Below are 16,787 nucleotides of genomic sequence, written 5' to 3'. Positions count from 1 at the left end.
GGGATGACGGTAACGACTATCCGCCAGGCTTTTAAATCGCCTTAATATCCTTGCTCGAAATAACTTTCGAGAATAATAACCGCAGAGGCAGAGTCGACTTTGCCTTTGTTGAGCGCCCGATAGCCGCCCTGTTCAAACAGACCGGAACGCGCTTCCACGGTGCTAAGACGCTCGTCATGGAGCTTTACTTCAACACCGAAACGGCCATGAATACGGTTGGCAAATTTACGCGCTCTGGCAGTCAATGGTTGCTCGGTGCCGTCCATATTCAGCGGCAAACCGACGATGATTTCGTCTGGTTGCCACTCTTTCAGTAAACGCTCGATAAGGTTCCAGTCCGGCGTACCGTCCTGTGCTTTAATTGCGGGCAGCGGGCGAGCGGTGCCAGTAATGCGTTGGCCGACCGCTACGCCAATGCTTTTGGTGCCGAAGTCGAAGGCGAGTAATGTTCCGCTCATCAGGCATGCCCTGCCACACCAGGCATGGTGAGAATATCAACACCAATCAGCCTTGCCGCATCGCGCCAGCGGTCGGCTATCGGTGTTTTGAACAGAATATTCAGATCTGCCGGGGCGGTTAACCACGCGTTATCGAGAATTTCTTGTTCCAGTTGGCCTTTATCCCAGGAGGAGTAACCAAGGGCTACCATCACGTCAGCAGGTTGTTTATCGGTGCCGAGTGTTTCCAGCACATCGCGGGAAGTGGTCATCACCGTGTTATCTGAAATGCGAATGCTGGACGCAAAATTGGATGGAGGGGTATGCAAAATAAACCCGCGATCTTCAGCCAGCGGACCGCCAAGCATAACCGGTTTGTCCAGACGGACAGATTCATCACGCGGCTCCGGCGTGATCTTCAGCTTTTCCAGAATCCCTTCAATTTTGAGATTTTCCAGTGGCTTGTTAATGATGATCCCCATTGCTCCATTGGTATTATGTTCGCAAATGTAGACCACGGAACGACGGAAAATCGGATCCTGGAGAGCAGGCATGGCAATAAGAAAGTGATGCTGTAAATTCATTGTCAGAGGTTCTGTTTCCTGGTTCAAAAAAGCAACAGCGCCCAGTATGCGTGGAAAGTATGGCGCTGTCACTCATAGTCTCAACGAGATCCCTCTCGCTAAACAGGGTTACTGCTGCTGTAATCGTGCTTCAATAGCATCCATTAACATTCCGGTGATAGACACCGGAAACTCTGCTTCAATCTCACGAATACAGGTTGGACTGGTGACATTAATTTCAGTCAGGCGGTCACCGATAATATCCAGACCAACAAAAATCAGCCCTTTTTCTTTCAGCGTCGGTCCTACCTGACGGGCGATTTTCCAGTCGCTTTCCGTTAGCGGACGAGGTTCGCCACGACCACCGGCAGCCAGATTGCCACGGGTTTCGCCTCCCTGTGGAATACGCGCCAGACAGTACGGTACTGGTTCGCCATCCACCACCAGCACGCGCTTGTCACCATCTTTAATCGCTGGCAGATAATTTTGTGCCATGCAGTAGCGAGTGCCGTGCTCAGTCAAGGTTTCGGCAATCACACCAAGGTTCGGATCGCCTTCTTTCACGCGGAAAATCGACGCGCCACCCATACCGTCCAGCGGCTTAAGAATGATGTCGCTGTGTTTTTCCCAGAACGCTTTCAACTGCGCTTTATTGCGCGTGACCAGCGTTTCTGGCGTTAAGTCAGAGAACCATGCGGTAAACAGTTTCTCGTTACAGTCGCGCAGGCTCTGCGGCTTGTTAACAATCAGTGTTCCTTTCTCTTCGGCGCGTTCCAGAATATAGGTCGCGTAGATAAACTCGGTATCAAACGGCGGATCTTTACGCATCAGAATCACGTCGAGATCGGCCAGTTGCAGATCCTGCTCACCCGTGAACTCGTACCATTTATCGTAGTTCTGTTCGACGCTCAAAGTACGGGTACGAGCGCGAGCCTCACCATTGATCAAATAGAGATCGGCCATCTCCATATAGTGAAGTTCGTAACCACGACGCTGTGCTTCCAGCAACATAGCGAAACTGGAATCTTTCTTGATGTTGATGCTTGCGATGGGGTCCATCACGATGCCGAGCTTGATCATTATTCTTCTCCGTTAGCCCAGATCGCCAAAACGCACTTGTAGCGCGGTAATGGCGGTGAGCGCAGTTGTCTCAGTACGCAGAACGCGAGGTCCCAACAGGATATCAGTAAATTGATAGCGGGCAGTCATGGCAATTTCATCTGCCGACAAACCGCCTTCCGGGCCAATCAGCAGGCGGACGCGTTCGACTGGTAACGGCAGCGTGTTGATGCTGTTACTGGCGCGCGGGTGAAGATTGAGTTTCAAGCCTTCATCTTGCTCTGCACACCAGGCTTCCAGATCCATCGCCGGACGGATTTCTGGTACCCGATTACGACCACACTGCTCGCAGGCGGCAATTGCAATTTTCTGCCACTGCTGGAGCTTCTTGTTCAGACGTTCACTATCCAGTTTAACGCCGCAGCGTTCAGAAAAAAGTGGCGTAATGAGGCTTACGCCAAGTTCTATCGATTTCTGGATAGTGAATTCCATTTTTTCTCCGCGCGACATCACCTGACCGAGGTGAATATGCAAGGGAGATTCACGATCGTCTACCTGGCCTTCCAGCACTTTAACTTCCACGCTTTTTTTGCTGGCGCTGGTGATTTCTGCGTCAAAGACCTGGTTGCTGCCGTCAAATAACTGTAATGCCTGACCTGGCCCCATACGCAGGACGCGCCCGATATGGTTAGCGGCATCTTCACAAAGCGCGATCTGCGAATTGCTGGTGAGTGGTTCAGGATGATAAATGCGGGGGATACGCATGGTTAAATATCCGCGTCGTCTCCCCACGCGGTTGCGCGCGTGGGGCAGGGTTAACAAAAAGAATTTCGCTAGTGTAGGTTAGCTCTTTCGCGCCTGGCAAGCGCGTTGCACATACGGGTTGTGATTGCCTTGCACCTTCGCGATGCGTTCGTCACGCTCACACTCCCAGTCGGTGACCGGATACATTTTGTTCCAGGCGTTAAACAGCTGCGTTTGCTGGCGTGAGAGTGTCAGGTTGTACTGGTCACGCATGTAGAAGTAAATCCTCGCAATGGAACCACGGGCATGAGCTGGCGGTTCAGCAACTTTTTCTTTGAAATCAATCTTCATGGCGCACTGCCCATACTGGCCCTCGCCGCCATTCCACTGGCTGTACATAAAGTTGCCGCGATCGCCGTTCACTTCACCTATCGCGGGCTGCAGGTTATGCATATCGCTTTCCATTTGGCGATAAACCGGATCTTTAGCGCAGTTTTTACGACCGCCTTCCTGCCAGCACTGACGCTGGTGGCCGAACTGCCAGGCGGGAACAACATGTTCCCACTCTACGCGGCTGGCGCGGTTTTCATTTTTGCGCACCTGATACCCGCACGACTCCAGATCCACGATGCCTTTTTTACCCTGCCAGTTGATTTTACATCCGCAGTAAAATGTTCCCGGCACATCAGCGTAGACTTTTACCGCTGCTGTTTTCGCCTGGGAAAAACTATTGATGCCTTCGGCTAACGCCGTGCCGGATAATGCTGCGCTCAGTACCACCGCAGCCACAGACAAATTACGGTACATCACTTACTCCGTGTTAAAACGAGCGAGCAACGTAGCGAAAGTTGTTTTGGTATGCAATCAGCCAGATCAGTAAAATTCCTGATAGTTCTGCTGGTTATTGAGCAACCAGTTGTTCGCCGCAGTGAACACAGCGATAGACGGCTTCGCCTCGTACCACGCGGTTATGACGACGTACGGTAAGCTGATGCTCCTGGCATTTGCAACGGTAGGGGAAAGTGTTACGGCGCACGGATTGCAGTTCAAACTGATGCGTACGGCGGGCGGGAACGCCCAGCACGCTTTCCATCATCCACTTCCACTCTTTGCCATGTGGCGCTACGCGACCAAAGTGTTTCCATACCAGCAAATGCGCCAGTTCGTGTGGCACCACTTCTTCTATAAAAGCCTCGCTGTTTTCCATCAGCAACACCGGATTGAGGCGAATTTCATAGCTTTCCAGCCAGGCCGTTCCGGCGGATGTGCCACGCTGGGTATAAGAGAGTTTTGGCTCCGGATAGTTACGCCCCAGCTTCAGGTTGGCCTGGGCGAGTTTTTCCCGCAGGCGACGCATAATAGCCTGTTGGATGGCGATAGGGAGACGGGATGTTTTCATAGCGGCAGAGGATAGAGCGAAGAAAAGATGACTGCAAGAGGTGGCTTCCTCCGCGACGGGAGGAAGCCTGAGGAGATTAATCGTGAGCGCCGATTTCGCGCAGTTTACGACCTTTCATCAGATTACGTTCAATGTGTTCCAGCGAAACGTGTTTGGTTTCCGGCACCAGCCACAGTGTCAGCAGGATAAACAGCACGTTCAGACCTGCGTAAACCCAGAAGGTATTGGCGTTGCCCAGCGTGTTGAGCATAGTCAGGAAGGTTGCGCCGACAATCATGTTGGCAATCCAGTTGGTGGCGGTGGAGCAGGTGATACCGAAGTCGCGGCCTTTCAGCGGCTGGATTTCAGAACACAGTACCCAAATCAACGGACCCGCGCTCATGGCAAAACCGACAATAAACATCAGCAGCATGGCGATGGCGAAATACTGCGCCGACGGTGAGTGAATACCGATGTGCATCATTGTACCCAGTACGCCCATGCCCACAGCCATCACCATGAAGCCCAGCGTCAACGTTGGTTTACGTCCCCAACGGTCAACAAGACCGATTGCGATAAAGGTGGCAAGTACGTTGGTCAGGCCGACAATCACGGTCCCCCACATTTGTTCCGTCGTGTTGGTATATCCCGCCAGTTCGAAGATTTTTGGCGCGTAATACATGATGACGTTCATCCCGGTGAATTGCTGCATCACCTGCAACAGTACACCCAGGAACACCGCGCGACGGAAGTTACTGTTCTCTTTAAACAGCGCCCAACCGCTCTGTTTAACCTGCAAACTTTCACGGATTTCATCCAGTTCACGTTTCGCTTCCGCGCTGGTGTCGCGCAGGCGCAGTAGCACGCGTTCGGCATCAACAAAGCGGCGTTTAGCGGCAAACCAACGTGGGCTGTCTGGCAGGAAGAAGACGCCAATCAGTAGCAGAATTGCCGGGATGATAATCACACCCAGCATCCAGCGCCATGCGCCGGTGTAGCTGAAGGCGGTATCAGAAAGATAAGCACCGAGGATCCCGATAGTGATCATCAACTGATACATCGAGATCATACTGCCGCGAATTTTCTCTGGCGCAATTTCAGAGAGGTACAGCGGCGCGGTATAGGAGGCCACACCTACCGCCAGTCCCAGCAGCACGCGGGAAAGAATCAGCACTTCAACGTTCGGTGCAGCAGCAGAGAACAGTGAACCGGCAACAAACAGGATTGCGCCGATCATCAGGCTCTTTTTGCGCCCGAGTTTAAAGGAGAGCCAGCCGCTGCCCACCGCACCGACTGCCGCACCGAACATCATGGAGCTTACGACCCATTCTTGCGTGTGCGAAGTAATCTGGAATTCATCTGCAATAAACGGCAGTGCGCCAGCAATTACACCGATATCCAGGCCAAAGAGTAATCCCGCCAGAGCGGCAAGGAAGCAGACGAAAAACGTCATTGCCTTGTTTGACCGCCCCTGTTTTTTAGCGTCAGGCATGATGCCCTCCAATATGGTTATTTTTTATTGTGAATTAAGATAGGTGAGTACGACGTAAAAAGATGTGAAGCAAATCACATCAGTGTAATCGCTTACACTAACATTCATTATGATTATAATTTAAGTGTATGAAAATAATTGAGTTATATAATCATAGGTTAAACACAGTTATCTGCATTTAAGACTTAACTGAAAAGAAATGTAACGATTATAAAAAATGAATCATACGATGAAAATATTGTGAACATTTGCTCTGTGTTGCTGGTGTAATCGGTTTCAATCGTGATGATGATTTGCGGGTAAAACGTGTTCAGGAAGAATGATGTCATTGCGCGGGCGGCTTTTTGCCGGATGCGGCGTGAACGCCTATCCACCGCGGTGAGGTAAAAGAAAAGGCCAGCGCGAGGCTGGCCTTTGAAAGCAGGTGAAGAAAGATTACTTCAGACCGGCAGCTTCACGCAGCAGTTGCGCTTTGTCGGTTTTTTCCCACGGGAAATGTTCGCGACCAAAGTGACCGTATGCTGCGGTTTCTTTGTAGATCGGGTGCAGCAGATCCAGCATCTGAATCAGACCGTATGGACGCAGGTCGAAGAACTCACGTACCAGCAGAGTCAGTTGTTCAGAAGGCACTTTCTCAGTACCGAAAGTTTCTACCATGATGGATGTCGGTTCAGCCACGCCGATTGCGTAGGAAACCTGAATTTCACAACGATCGGCCAGGCCAGCAGCAACGATGTTTTTCGCGACATAACGTGCTGCGTACGCTGCAGAACGGTCCACTTTTGACGGATCTTTACCAGAGAACGCGCCGCCACCGTGACGTGCCATGCCGCCGTAGGTATCTACGATAATTTTACGACCAGTCAGACCGCAGTCACCCATCGGGCCGCCGATAACAAAACGTCCGGTCGGGTTGATGAAGAATTTGGTTGCGGAAGTCAGCCATTCAGCCGGCAGAATCGGCTTGATGATCTCTTCCATTACCGCTTCTTGCAGCGATTTCTGGTCGATATCTTCAGAGTGCTGAGTGGAAAGCACAACAGCATCGATGCCAACGATTTTGCCGTCGTCATACTGGAAAGTCACCTGGCTTTTCGCGTCCGGGCGCAGCCACGGCAGAGTGCCGTTTTTACGCACTTCAGCCTGACGCTGTACCAGACGGTGTGCATAGGTGATAGGTGCTGGCATCAGCACGTCGGTTTCGTTGGTTGCGTAGCCAAACATCAGACCCTGGTCGCCCGCGCCCTGTTCCAGCGGATCGGCACGGTCAACGCCCTGGTTGATGTCAGGAGATTGTTTGCCGATGGCGCTCAGGACCGCACAGGAGTTAGCGTCAAAGCCCATGTCGGAATGCACATAGCCAATTTCGCGAACGGTGTTACGGGTAATCTCTTCGATGTCTACCCAGGCGCTGGTGGTGATTTCACCGCCAACTAAAACCATGCCGGTTTTTACGTAGGTTTCGCAAGCAACGCGTGCTTTCGGATCCTGTTCGAGGATCGCGTCTAAAACGGCATCAGAGATTTGGTCAGCAATTTTGTCAGGATGCCCTTCAGAGACGGACTCGGACGTAAAAAGGTGTTTTGCCATATTTAATATCACCTAAAGAGAATTTGGTTAGCTCAAACTGTTGTGTGGATTTTCTGTGGTAGCGGATCCTACCACGACTCGACAGGTTAAAAACACTGGCAGTCTGAGTGTTAATCAGTATGGATGGATTAACATCTGGATGGCTATTTTAGGTCAATCCTTCACCCGATTTCCACTTTTTTTTGAATCGTGTCTCATTCTGTTAAAAACGTGGCTGGAAATTTTTCCTGACAATGCTGGCATTCTTTGTATTTATCTTTTGCAATTTTCTGCCATTGTGGGGTATAAAACGCGACGCGCGGCTTAAATAAAAAGCACACGACGTTTCTTTCGTGTTGCCACTTCCAGCCGGGTTGAAATCAGAGTTTTGGCTTGTGGGTTCGTCTTAACGGGCGACCGTGGAGGTGATACGAAATAATGAACCGTTGTCTGCTGCTTAACCTGTCTCACCGTTCTGGTGAAGATTCGTTCCCCGCACTCTGCATCTCTGCTTTGCATACCTGCCGATGTTATACCCATCTCGGCGCTTCTCAGGATTCAAGAGCTGGTTACAGTTACTGAGGACTGAACAAGGGCGCTCTTGTAAAAACAAGAGTTTTCTCGTGGTTTCGCCGAACTGTCACACTTACGTTCGGTTATGTGCTTAATAATTTTATGAAAAAGAAACCGATTGCGCAGTCGGAGCGTCAGCATACACTGCTGGAAAATCCATGTGCTTATGGGTTGTTATCGCAGTTTCAGGCTGCGATAGTGGTTAACTGTTTTACACTTAATAAAATAATTTGAGGTTCGCTATGTCTGACGACATGTCTATGAGTTTGCCTTCGTCAGCGGGCGAACACGGTGTACTACGCTCCATGCAGGAGGTTGCAATGAGCTCCCAGGAAGCCAGCAAGATGCTGCGTACTTACAATATTGCCTGGTGGGGCAATAACTACTACGACGTTAACGAGCTGGGCCACATCAGCGTGTGCCCGGACCCGGACGTACCGGAAGCTCGCGTCGATCTCGCGCAGTTGGTGAAAACCCGCGAAGCACAGGGCCAGCGTCTGCCTGCACTGTTCTGTTTCCCGCAGATCCTGCAGCACCGTTTGCGTTCCATAAACGCCGCGTTTAAACGTGCGCGTGAATCCTACGGTTATAACGGTGACTACTTCCTCGTTTATCCGATCAAAGTTAACCAGCATCGCCGCGTGATTGAGTCCCTGATTCATTCTGGCGAACCGTTGGGACTGGAAGCAGGCTCGAAAGCAGAGTTGATGGCCGTTCTGGCGCATGCTGGCATGACCCGCAGCGTCATCGTCTGCAACGGTTATAAAGACCGCGAATATATCCGCCTGGCATTAATTGGCGAGAAGATGGGCCACAAGGTCTATCTGGTCATTGAGAAGATGTCAGAAATCGCCATTGTGCTGGATGAAGCAGAACGTCTGAATGTCGTTCCTCGTCTGGGCGTGCGTGCACGTCTGGCCTCACAGGGCTCGGGTAAATGGCAATCTTCCGGCGGGGAAAAATCGAAGTTCGGCCTGGCAGCGACTCAGGTACTGCAATTGGTTGAAACGCTGCGTGAAGCCGGGCGTCTCGACAGCCTGCAATTGCTGCACTTCCACCTTGGTTCGCAGATGGCGAATATTCGCGATATCGCCACGGGCGTTCGTGAATCCGCACGTTTCTATGTGGAACTGCACAAGCTGGGCGTCAATATTCAGTGCTTCGACGTCGGCGGCGGTCTGGGCGTGGACTATGAAGGTACCCGTTCGCAGTCTGACTGCTCCGTAAACTACGGCCTCAATGAATACGCCAACAACATCATCTGGGCGATTGGTGATGCGTGTGAAGAAAATGGTCTGCCGCATCCGACGGTAATCACCGAATCGGGTCGTGCGGTGACTGCGCATCACACCGTGCTGGTGTCTAATATCATCGGCGTGGAACGTAACGAATACACGGTGCCGACCGCGCCCGCAGAAGATGCGCCGCGCGCACTGCAAAGCATGTGGGAAACCTGGCAGGAGATGCACGAACCGGGAACTCGCCGTTCTCTGCGTGAATGGTTGCACGACAGCCAGATGGATCTGCACGATATTCATATCGGCTACTCTTCTGGCACCTTTAGCCTGCAAGAACGCGCATGGGCTGAGCAGCTTTATTTGAGCATGTGCCATGAAGTGCAGAAGCAACTGGACCCGCAAAACCGTGCTCATCGTCCGATTATCGATGAATTGCAGGAACGTATGGCGGACAAAATGTACGTCAACTTCTCGCTGTTCCAGTCGATGCCGGACGCATGGGGGATCGACCAGTTGTTCCCGGTTCTGCCGCTGGAAGGGCTGGATCAAGTGCCGGAACGCCGCGCTGTGCTGCTGGATATTACCTGTGACTCTGACGGTGCTATCGACCACTATATTGATGGTGACGGTATTGCCACGACAATGCCAATGCCGGAGTACGATCCGGAGAATCCACCGATGCTCGGTTTCTTTATGGTCGGCGCATATCAGGAGATCCTCGGCAACATGCACAACCTGTTCGGTGATACCGAAGCGGTTGACGTGTTCGTCTTCCCTGACGGCAGCGTAGAAGTGGAACTGTCTGACGAAGGCGATACCGTGGCGGACATGCTGCAATATGTACAGCTCGATCCGAAAACGCTGTTAACTCAGTTCCGTGATCAAGTGAAGAAAACCGATCTTGATGCTGAACTGCAACAACAGTTCCTGGAAGAGTTCGAGGCAGGTTTATACGGTTATACCTATCTTGAAGATGAATAATTAAACCGATGGTTGGGTGTTTTTATACAACACCCAACCTTTTCTCAGGTCATAAGGGCTAATGGAAAGAGCACTAATTGCGGGAAGAGCACCAGTAAAATAAGGATTGCCACGCATGTGAGTAAGAACGGCCATATACCTTTGACCAGTTCATCCATACTTATCTTTCCAATACCACAAATTACATTTAATACTGTGCCTACTGGTGGTGTTATCAAACCAATGGACGTATTTATTACAAAAAGAACACCGAAATATACCGGGTCTATTCCTGCCTGTTTAATCAAAGGTACAAGTACAGGTGTCATAACTAAAATAGTGGGTGTTAAATCCATTGCTGTACCGATGATAAATATCAGCAACATTAATGTTAATATTAACAAAGTTTGGCTATGCATAACCGGCGCCAGCAGTTCCGTTAATTGTGCTGGAATATCTGCTGCTGCTATAAGCCATGCAGAAACCGATGCAGCAGCAACCAGGAACATAATAACAGCTGTTGTCTTAGCGGCATTGAGCATTAATCCATAAAGCGATCCTAAGTTAATGCCACGATAAATAAATACGCCGACAAATAATGAATAAGCAGCTGCTATCACTGCCGCTTCTGTTGGGGTAAATATACCAATCCTTAATCCACCCACGATAATAACAGGTAGCAACAACGCCCAAAACCCTTCACGAGTCTTTTTCAGCCTGTCTCGTAATGTGCTCTTCGGACTTGTTTGTACATTTTCTGATTTAGCCAGTAGTCGCCAGGTCAGGAGTAATCCCATTCCCATAATTATGCCAGGTACGATACCCGCAAGAAACAATTTGGTAATGGAAATTTGGCCTGTAACACCATACAAAATCATTGCTACTGATGGTGGAATTACTGGCGCGATTATTCCTCCGGCTCCGATTAAACCGCCAGTCCGATTTAATTTATACCCAGCTTCACGCATCATCGGTAAGAGAATCGCCGCCAATGCAGCAGTATCAGCTGCAGCAGAACCGGAGAGCGAAGCCATAATAATGGCGGCAAAAACGGCGACGTATCCCATTCCTCCTCGCACATGACCAACCCAGGTCATGGCAATACCAATAATCCGTTTGGTCATACCTCCGGCATTCATAAACTCTCCCGCCAGCATGAAAAAAGGTACTGCCAGTAACGGGAAGTTATTAGCTCCATTCCACATATTTTGAGTAATAATTTGGATATCTGTCATATCCAAAAAATACATTAATGAAAGAGCGCAAATAATTAGTGAGAAGGCGATAGGTAAACCGATGAACATCGATAACAGAAGTGAACCCGCAAATATTAATAATGCCATTACTTACCCTCCCTGGAAGATATGGAAGAAAGCGTTTTAGCCCGGAAGAGAGAATTTTTTGTAAAAACAGATATGATGTTTATCAATGCACTGATAAAAATACAAATGCCGGTCAGCCATGAAATTCCGAAAATAAGCAACATATTAACATCTAAAACCGGTGAATATGTCGTTGACAGAATATCAGATTCAATCCAGGTACCGTAAATTAGCGTTATACTACATACCAACATAAGTACCTGTGAAGCTAATTGGCAAATCTGTTGACCCAATAATGGCATTTTTTTAATGAAAAGGTCTACGCGAATATGGCTCTGATCTTTGATTGCTACCACAGCACCAATAAATATCATCCATACGAATAAAAATCGAGGTAACTCTTCAGCTATGTCTATTCCACTGTTAAAGATAAAACGCATCAATACATTGATAAGCACAAGAAGAAACATAATGCTGATACATATCACCATGATGGCTTCAAGGCTACCTATGAAAAACCTTGTGGCTTTTTCATAAATTTTCATTATGGGAACCTTTATTGAGAATAGCGGGGATATAGTATTACCCGCTATCTTGATAGTATTATTCAGCGAGTTTTTTCTTTACATCATAAAAATGCTTGATGGTATCTTCACCGACGGTTTTTTTATGTTTTTCTATAACAGGTTGAACGGCTTGCTGGATTTTTGACAATTCTCCTTCTTGTAAGGAGGAAACTACCATGCCATTTTTCCTGAGTTCGTCAATGGCGCCTTTTTCCTGTTCAATTTCTTGCTGGCGTTGAAACGTTTTATTGTTGTTGGCAACTTTCTGGATCACTTCTCTTTGTTTCTCAGTCAGCGAATCAAACCACTTTTTAGACACGATCAACGCAACAGGTGTATAAACATGCCCTGTCAGTGTCATATATTTTTCAACTTCATACATTTTATTCTGTAAGATATCGACAGAAGGGTGTTCATGACCATCAAGAGCGCCAGTTTCAAGTGCTGTAAATACCTCTGAATAAGCCATAGGTGAAGGATTTATACCTAAACTTTTAAAACTGTCTATAGCAACCTGTGTTGGCATTACACGAATTTTTAAGCCTTTAAAACCTTCAAGCGTGGTGACTTCTCGTTTTATATTTGCCACATTACGAAAAGCGCCACCTGCCCATGTCAATCCTTTCAGGTTAATGCTATCAAGATCTGTTAATAATTTATCGCCAAATTCACTATCAAGTATTTTTGCAGCTTCGTCATTAGAGGAAAATAAAAATGGGAAGTCGAATATTTGAAATTGTTTCTGAAAACCTGCAAGCGGAGAAACGGCGCCCATATAGAGTTGCTGAACATTACTTCGTGTTGCTTGCAACATTTGCTGTTCAGATCCGAGAACAGCATTTCCGTAAACAGTAATCTTAATTTCACCATCAGTTGCATTTTCAACATCTGCCGCAAATTTTTTCATAGCAATGGCTCTTGGATGTGCATCTGAAAATGAATGACCTAGCTTTACTGCTTTGACTTCTGCATTAAGGGTTGTTGAAAAAAAGCTACAACTTACTAATAATATCCCCAGGCTTAGACTTTGAACGGCAGAAGTAAATTCCTTTGCTTTCATATAAATATCCTTTATTAAATAAAATAATATGATTTGTATTTGTCTTGTTATTTATGGTGTTAATAATCTGGCTTATAAATTGTTATAATACTGCCAACCAACCACCATCGACATAAATAACTTGTCCATTGATATAGTCAGAAGCTGTAGAGGACAGGAATATGGCAGTTCCTACTAGCTCCTCTGGTTTTCCCCATCGTTCTGCTGGATTACTATTTTTAACCCATTTATCAAATTCTGCGTTATTAATAAGCGCAGTATTCATATCCGTTAATATATAGCCAGGACCAATAGCATTTGCCTGAATATTAAATTTTGCCCATTCAGCAGCCATAGAGCGGGTAAGCATTTTCACCCCGCCTTTTGCCGCGGTATAAGGTGAAACGGTTGGGCGAGCTGCTTCACTTGTTAAAGAGGCAATATTGATAATTTTGCCACCTGTATTGCGAGCTATCATGCGAGAGGCTGCTGCCTTTGAAACCAGAAAAACACTGGTGAGATTTACATCAATAACTTTTTGCCAGTCAGCTAAAGCAAGATCCACAATCGACTGACGGTACTGGATACCAGCGTTATTAATAAGAATATCGATAGCGATATCTTGTTCATCTATTTGTTGAAATGCTTGTTCCACAGCCTTTTCATCTGCCACGTTGAATGCAATTCCTTGTGCAGACAAGCCTCTGCTCTGGAGTTGTTCAACAGCTTCTTGCAACACGGCGTCATTCAGGTCATTTAGAATGACATGCGCACCAGCGCTGGCTAATCCTTCTGCATATGCGAATCCCAGACCGCGGGCGGAGCCTGTAATCAGAGCTGTTTTACCTGTCAGATCAAATAAATGATGCATTTTGTTTCCCTTATCATGGAAAGTTTTTTGAAAGGTAGGACGTCTGACAAGTTGCGTAAAAAACGATACAGTATTAAAAAACTTGTTCAATAAAAGCGCTTTCAAAATGTGTTGATAATCACAAAAAACAGAAAATTGAACTTGTAGGACATGTTATACTCATTTTTATTTTATAAAGTCTGTAGAAAGATGAATTCAAATAAAGCCGTTAAAAATCATAATGTTGTGTCTGTTTTGTTTGAGGCTATGAAAGGCTATCTGCAAGATGGTCGCTGGAAAGCGGGTTACAAACTTCCTTCAGAAGCCCAACTCGCTGCTCAATTTGGCGTAAGCAGAGTTAGCGTTCGAAGTGCAGTTCAAAAATTGCGTGATATGGGGGCTGTGATTACGTACCAGGGTAAAGGGACATATGTAACTGATAATATAGATAAATATGGTATTGATGATTTGCTGGCGAAGCCTGCTATGCATCTTAGTGAAGCTGCGTTTCGTGATATGCTGGTTTTCAGGCAAACCGTGGAATTTAAATGCATTGAACTTGCTGCACAGCACGCAGATGATGAAGATATCGCGATTCTCGAACGTCTGCTTGGACAAATGTTAATCAATAAAAACGACTATAAAAAGTACAGTAAAGCAGACTACGAATTCCATCTTGGTATTGTTAATGCGGCAAAGAACACGGTTTTTACTGCAGCCATGCATGCAATAAAAGACATATATTATCAATATCTTGAAGAGTTGAATCGGACCCTTGGCATCACTATTGAAAGCATTGATGCACACTTGAATATTTATCTGGCAATAAAAAACCGCGATCCAAAAGCTGCCGCCGAAATTCTTGATACGCATATGGCGAGCAATCTCAAAGTTATCCAGACGCTTAATGAAAAAAAATAGTTGCCTGAGAAAATAATCCAGCTCATACTGCTCCATACCACATGTAGGACAACTGACAGGTTGCGCGAATCGGCTAACTACAGTGGAAATGAATATGCAGAATCTGAAAATAACAGATGTCAGAACGATCCTTACTGCACCCGGTGGGATCGATCTGGCCGTTGTAAAAATTGAAACGAATGAACCTGGCTTATATGGGCTTGGATGCGCTACGTTTACTCAGCGGATAGTGGCAGTGGAAAAGGCTGTAAATGAGTATATGAAGCCTTTCTTGATTGGGAAAAATCCTGCCCGTATAGAAGATATCTGGCAATCAGCATGTGTAAGCGGTTACTGGCGTAGTGGCCCAATTATGAATAATGCCTTGTCAGGGATCGATATGGCTTTGTGGGATCTAAAGGGAAAAGTCGCCGGACTCCCTGTTTATGAATTGCTGGGGGGGAAATGCCGTGATGGCGTGCCATTATACCGCCATACTGACGGGGCTGATGAGATTGAAGTTGAAGATAATATCCACAGCGCTATAGCAGAGGGGTATCAGTACGTTCGCTGTCAGATGGGGATGTATGGTGGGGCTGGAACCGATGATCTGAAACTTATTGCCAGTAAATTAGCCAGAGCAAAAAACATTCAACCGAAACGCTCGCCAGCCAACAAAACTGCTGGCATCTATTTTGATCCGGAAGCGTATGCCAGAAGCGTTCCTCGTTTGTTCGATCATTTGCGTAATAAGTTTGGTTTTGGCATTGAATTTATCCACGACGTTCATGAACGCATAAGCCCCATTAACGCAATCCAATTAGCAAAATCACTTGAACCTTACTCACTTTTTTATCTTGAAGATCCTGTGGCCCCGGAAAACCTGGAGTGGTTGAAAGTACTTCGTCAACAATCGTCAACTCCTATTGCTATGGGGGAGTTATTCACGAATATTAATGAATATAAACCATTAATTATTAATCAACAGATTGACTTTATTCGCTGCCATGTCAGTTCAATTGGCGGGATCACACCAGCAAGAAAACTGGCGATTTTGAGTGAAATGTTTGGAGTTAGAACAGCATGGCATGGACCAGGAGACATTTCTCCTGTGGGGGTAGCCGCTAACATGCATTTGTCTGTAAGTTCGAGTAATTTTGGTATTCAGGAATACACGCCAGTCAATGAGGCGCTGCAAGATGTTTTTACAGGCTGCATCCAGGTTAAGGACGGTTTTGCATATGTGAGTGATAAACCAGGACTGGGTATTGAAATGGATGAAAATAAAGCAAAAGCATGGCCAATTAATGGCGGTATTCCTGGCTGGACATTAGCGCGTACTCCTGACGGTACAGCGGCCCGACCATAGCCGTAAATTTATTTTTAGTGAGACCTCAAACATAGTCAAACATAGGAAGTGTAACGGCTATTGCCTTTGCTCTGATTGACCTGATTTGTGCAGACTACCAGCGATAATTCTTCTTAATTCACTTCTACCAAATCCAACCCTTCTTCGTCGGGCCTGACGAAGAAGGCTTTTATATCGACTTTGTAAAAACAGCCCATCTATGAGCACATTAGGTCATCAATATGGTAGCTCACTGTCTACAAACTACTTTGGTTGTCAGCAAAATAGCGCAGGCACACTTTGATGCCCATATCGATACCTATAGTTGTGAGTTTGGCCACTGCCGCATTGTAAGAAGATCTGAACGACTTGAACTATTCGTATTGAGTGCGATGGAGACGACAACTTTACCGTACTGGATGTCTGCCAGGTGAACGATCACTGTGTGGATGATATTATCGTCCAGGTGAAATAGATTGTTGGTGATATGCCGAGCTATCTGACTTTGGATATCGACAGCCCGTGCCCTACTTTTGCGCTGGAGAAGCTTTTTCCCGGATGGCTGCGCTGAACTGCAACAACAGTTCCAGGAAGAATTCGAGGCAGGTTTGTACGGTTATACCTATCCTGAAGATGAATAATTAAGATTATTCCACTGGCGGGGCGATTTGTTTTGGCGAATCGGTCCGCTTTATTTTTATATATTCTTAAAAATAAATTGGCTGCTTTTATTCTTAAATAATCTCCCT

18 protein-coding genes are annotated in these 16,787 nt (G+C 47.2%); 6 read left to right on the top strand and 12 right to left on the bottom strand.

What is annotated here, in order from left to right; translation table 11 throughout:
• Nucleotides 1-41: 41 nt before the first annotated feature.
• The 8 genes from ruvX to metK form a co-directional block, all read right to left on the bottom strand.
• Complete coding sequence (gene ruvX / locus FEK46_RS00655; protein ID WP_000017111.1) at nucleotides 42-458, bottom strand: Holliday junction resolvase RuvX; 417 nt, start codon at nucleotides 456-458, stop codon at nucleotides 42-44.
• A complete protein-coding gene (locus FEK46_RS00650) occupies nucleotides 458-1,021 on the bottom strand; it encodes a YqgE/AlgH family protein (RefSeq protein ID WP_130207909.1) in 564 nt (187 codons plus the stop codon). Before FEK46_RS00650 ends, ruvX begins: the two co-directional genes overlap by 1 nt.
• Nucleotides 1,022-1,129: 108 nt before the next feature.
• A complete protein-coding gene (gene gshB / locus FEK46_RS00645; RefSeq protein WP_130207907.1) occupies nucleotides 1,130-2,080 on the bottom strand; it encodes a glutathione synthase in 951 nt (316 codons plus the stop codon).
• 12 nt (nucleotides 2,081-2,092) lie between these two features.
• Entirely contained in the window at nucleotides 2,093-2,824 is a 732-nt protein-coding gene (gene rsmE, locus FEK46_RS00640) for a 16S rRNA (uracil(1498)-N(3))-methyltransferase (protein ID WP_130207905.1), read from the bottom strand.
• Between the two features lie 78 nt (nucleotides 2,825-2,902).
• Nucleotides 2,903-3,610 (bottom strand): deoxyribonuclease I, encoded by a 708-nt coding sequence (gene endA / locus FEK46_RS00635; RefSeq protein WP_130207903.1) that lies wholly within the window; start codon nucleotides 3,608-3,610, stop codon nucleotides 2,903-2,905.
• A 94-nt stretch (nucleotides 3,611-3,704) separates the two neighbouring features.
• The gene (locus FEK46_RS00630) at nucleotides 3,705-4,202 is read right to left on the bottom strand and encodes a SprT family zinc-dependent metalloprotease (RefSeq protein ID WP_135559234.1); all 498 of its coding nucleotides are present in this window, start codon (nucleotides 4,200-4,202) and stop codon (nucleotides 3,705-3,707) included.
• A 76-nt stretch (nucleotides 4,203-4,278) separates the two neighbouring features.
• A complete protein-coding gene (gene galP, locus FEK46_RS00625; protein ID WP_130207899.1) occupies nucleotides 4,279-5,673 on the bottom strand; it encodes a galactose/proton symporter in 1,395 nt (464 codons plus the stop codon).
• A 435-nt stretch (nucleotides 5,674-6,108) separates the two neighbouring features.
• Nucleotides 6,109-7,263: a methionine adenosyltransferase gene (metK, locus tag FEK46_RS00620; RefSeq protein ID WP_130207895.1), complete on the bottom strand. Its 1,155-nt coding sequence runs from the start codon at nucleotides 7,261-7,263 to the stop codon at nucleotides 6,109-6,111.
• A 55-nt stretch (nucleotides 7,264-7,318) separates the two neighbouring features.
• Here metK and FEK46_RS23900 point away from each other — a divergent pair, with 55 nt between their 5' ends.
• The 4 genes from FEK46_RS23900 to speA all read left to right on the top strand — a co-directional run bounded on the left by FEK46_RS23900 (nucleotide 7,319) and on the right by speA (nucleotide 10,034).
• Complete coding sequence (locus FEK46_RS23900; protein ID WP_130207893.1) at nucleotides 7,319-7,570, top strand: hypothetical protein; 252 nt, start codon at nucleotides 7,319-7,321, stop codon at nucleotides 7,568-7,570.
• 110 nt (nucleotides 7,571-7,680) lie between these two features.
• Nucleotides 7,681-7,824: a protein YqgG gene (gene yqgG, locus FEK46_RS23895; protein WP_001297404.1), complete on the top strand. Its 144-nt coding sequence runs from the start codon at nucleotides 7,681-7,683 to the stop codon at nucleotides 7,822-7,824.
• Between the two features lie 93 nt (nucleotides 7,825-7,917).
• A complete protein-coding gene (gene yqgB / locus FEK46_RS00615) occupies nucleotides 7,918-8,049 on the top strand; it encodes an acid stress response protein YqgB (protein ID WP_130218031.1) in 132 nt (43 codons plus the stop codon).
• Between the two features lie 8 nt (nucleotides 8,050-8,057).
• Nucleotides 8,058-10,034, top strand: coding sequence for a biosynthetic arginine decarboxylase (gene speA, locus FEK46_RS00610; RefSeq protein WP_010347927.1), 1,977 nt, complete (start codon nucleotides 8,058-8,060; stop codon nucleotides 10,032-10,034).
• A gap of 44 nt (nucleotides 10,035-10,078) precedes the next feature.
• Here speA and FEK46_RS00605 read toward each other — a convergent pair whose 3' ends face one another.
• From FEK46_RS00605 to FEK46_RS00590, 4 genes are all read right to left on the bottom strand, one after another.
• The gene (locus FEK46_RS00605) at nucleotides 10,079-11,356 is read right to left on the bottom strand and encodes a TRAP transporter large permease subunit (protein WP_135410373.1); all 1,278 of its coding nucleotides are present in this window, start codon (nucleotides 11,354-11,356) and stop codon (nucleotides 10,079-10,081) included.
• A complete protein-coding gene (locus tag FEK46_RS00600) occupies nucleotides 11,356-11,880 on the bottom strand; it encodes a TRAP transporter small permease (protein ID WP_135490325.1) in 525 nt (174 codons plus the stop codon). The genes FEK46_RS00605 and FEK46_RS00600 overlap by 1 nt, the downstream gene beginning before the upstream one ends.
• 58 nt (nucleotides 11,881-11,938) lie before the next feature.
• Nucleotides 11,939-12,961, bottom strand: a complete 1,023-nt coding sequence (locus FEK46_RS00595; RefSeq protein ID WP_130259422.1) for a DctP family TRAP transporter solute-binding subunit — start codon at nucleotides 12,959-12,961, stop codon at nucleotides 11,939-11,941.
• 82 nt (nucleotides 12,962-13,043) lie between these two features.
• A complete protein-coding gene (locus tag FEK46_RS00590) occupies nucleotides 13,044-13,811 on the bottom strand; it encodes an SDR family oxidoreductase (protein WP_130259421.1) in 768 nt (255 codons plus the stop codon).
• Nucleotides 13,812-14,000: 189 nt separating this feature from the next.
• Between FEK46_RS00590 and FEK46_RS00585 the strand changes: the two genes are divergently transcribed.
• Together FEK46_RS00585 and FEK46_RS00580 are read left to right on the top strand one after the other, a co-directional pair.
• Entirely contained in the window at nucleotides 14,001-14,711 is a 711-nt protein-coding gene (locus FEK46_RS00585) for a FadR/GntR family transcriptional regulator (RefSeq protein ID WP_130259420.1), read from the top strand.
• Nucleotides 14,712-14,805: 94 nt separating this feature from the next.
• Nucleotides 14,806-16,059: an enolase C-terminal domain-like protein gene (locus tag FEK46_RS00580; protein WP_130259419.1), complete on the top strand. Its 1,254-nt coding sequence runs from the start codon at nucleotides 14,806-14,808 to the stop codon at nucleotides 16,057-16,059.
• Nucleotides 16,060-16,787: the final 728 nt, after the last annotated feature.

Source organism: Escherichia sp. E4736, from assembly GCF_005781225.1.
Taxonomy (GTDB): domain Bacteria; phylum Pseudomonadota; class Gammaproteobacteria; order Enterobacterales; family Enterobacteriaceae; genus Escherichia.
The sequence above is the reverse complement of the archived record's forward strand: the minus strand, read 5'-3'. Positions and strand labels throughout refer to the sequence as shown.

Coding starts and splice junctions, on each gene's coding strand:
- gshB (WP_130207907.1), bottom strand. CDS start 2,080: ATGATCAAGCTCGGCATCGTGATGGACCCCATCGCAAGCATCAACATC.
- FEK46_RS00630 (WP_135559234.1), bottom strand. CDS start 4,202: ATGAAAACATCCCGTCTCCCTATCGCCATCCAACAGGCTATTATGCGT.
- FEK46_RS00580 (WP_130259419.1), top strand. CDS start 14,806: ATGCAGAATCTGAAAATAACAGATGTCAGAACGATCCTTACTGCACCC.
- ruvX (WP_000017111.1), bottom strand. CDS start 458: ATGAGCGGAACATTACTCGCCTTCGACTTCGGCACCAAAAGCATTGGC.
- metK (WP_130207895.1), bottom strand. CDS start 7,263: ATGGCAAAACACCTTTTTACGTCCGAGTCCGTCTCTGAAGGGCATCCT.
- yqgG (WP_001297404.1), top strand. CDS start 7,681: ATGAACCGTTGTCTGCTGCTTAACCTGTCTCACCGTTCTGGTGAAGAT.
- FEK46_RS00595 (WP_130259422.1), bottom strand. CDS start 12,961: ATGAAAGCAAAGGAATTTACTTCTGCCGTTCAAAGTCTAAGCCTGGGG.
- FEK46_RS00605 (WP_135410373.1), bottom strand. CDS start 11,356: ATGGCATTATTAATATTTGCGGGTTCACTTCTGTTATCGATGTTCATC.
- galP (WP_130207899.1), bottom strand. CDS start 5,673: ATGCCTGACGCTAAAAAACAGGGGCGGTCAAACAAGGCAATGACGTTT.
- endA (WP_130207903.1), bottom strand. CDS start 3,610: ATGTACCGTAATTTGTCTGTGGCTGCGGTGGTACTGAGCGCAGCATTA.
- FEK46_RS00650 (WP_130207909.1), bottom strand. CDS start 1,021: ATGAATTTACAGCATCACTTTCTTATTGCCATGCCTGCTCTCCAGGAT.
- speA (WP_010347927.1), top strand. CDS start 8,058: ATGTCTGACGACATGTCTATGAGTTTGCCTTCGTCAGCGGGCGAACAC.
- yqgB (WP_130218031.1), top strand. CDS start 7,918: ATGAAAAAGAAACCGATTGCGCAGTCGGAGCGTCAGCATACACTGCTG.
- FEK46_RS00600 (WP_135490325.1), bottom strand. CDS start 11,880: ATGAAAATTTATGAAAAAGCCACAAGGTTTTTCATAGGTAGCCTTGAA.
- FEK46_RS00585 (WP_130259420.1), top strand. CDS start 14,001: ATGAATTCAAATAAAGCCGTTAAAAATCATAATGTTGTGTCTGTTTTG.
- rsmE (WP_130207905.1), bottom strand. CDS start 2,824: ATGCGTATCCCCCGCATTTATCATCCTGAACCACTCACCAGCAATTCG.
- FEK46_RS00590 (WP_130259421.1), bottom strand. CDS start 13,811: ATGCATCATTTATTTGATCTGACAGGTAAAACAGCTCTGATTACAGGC.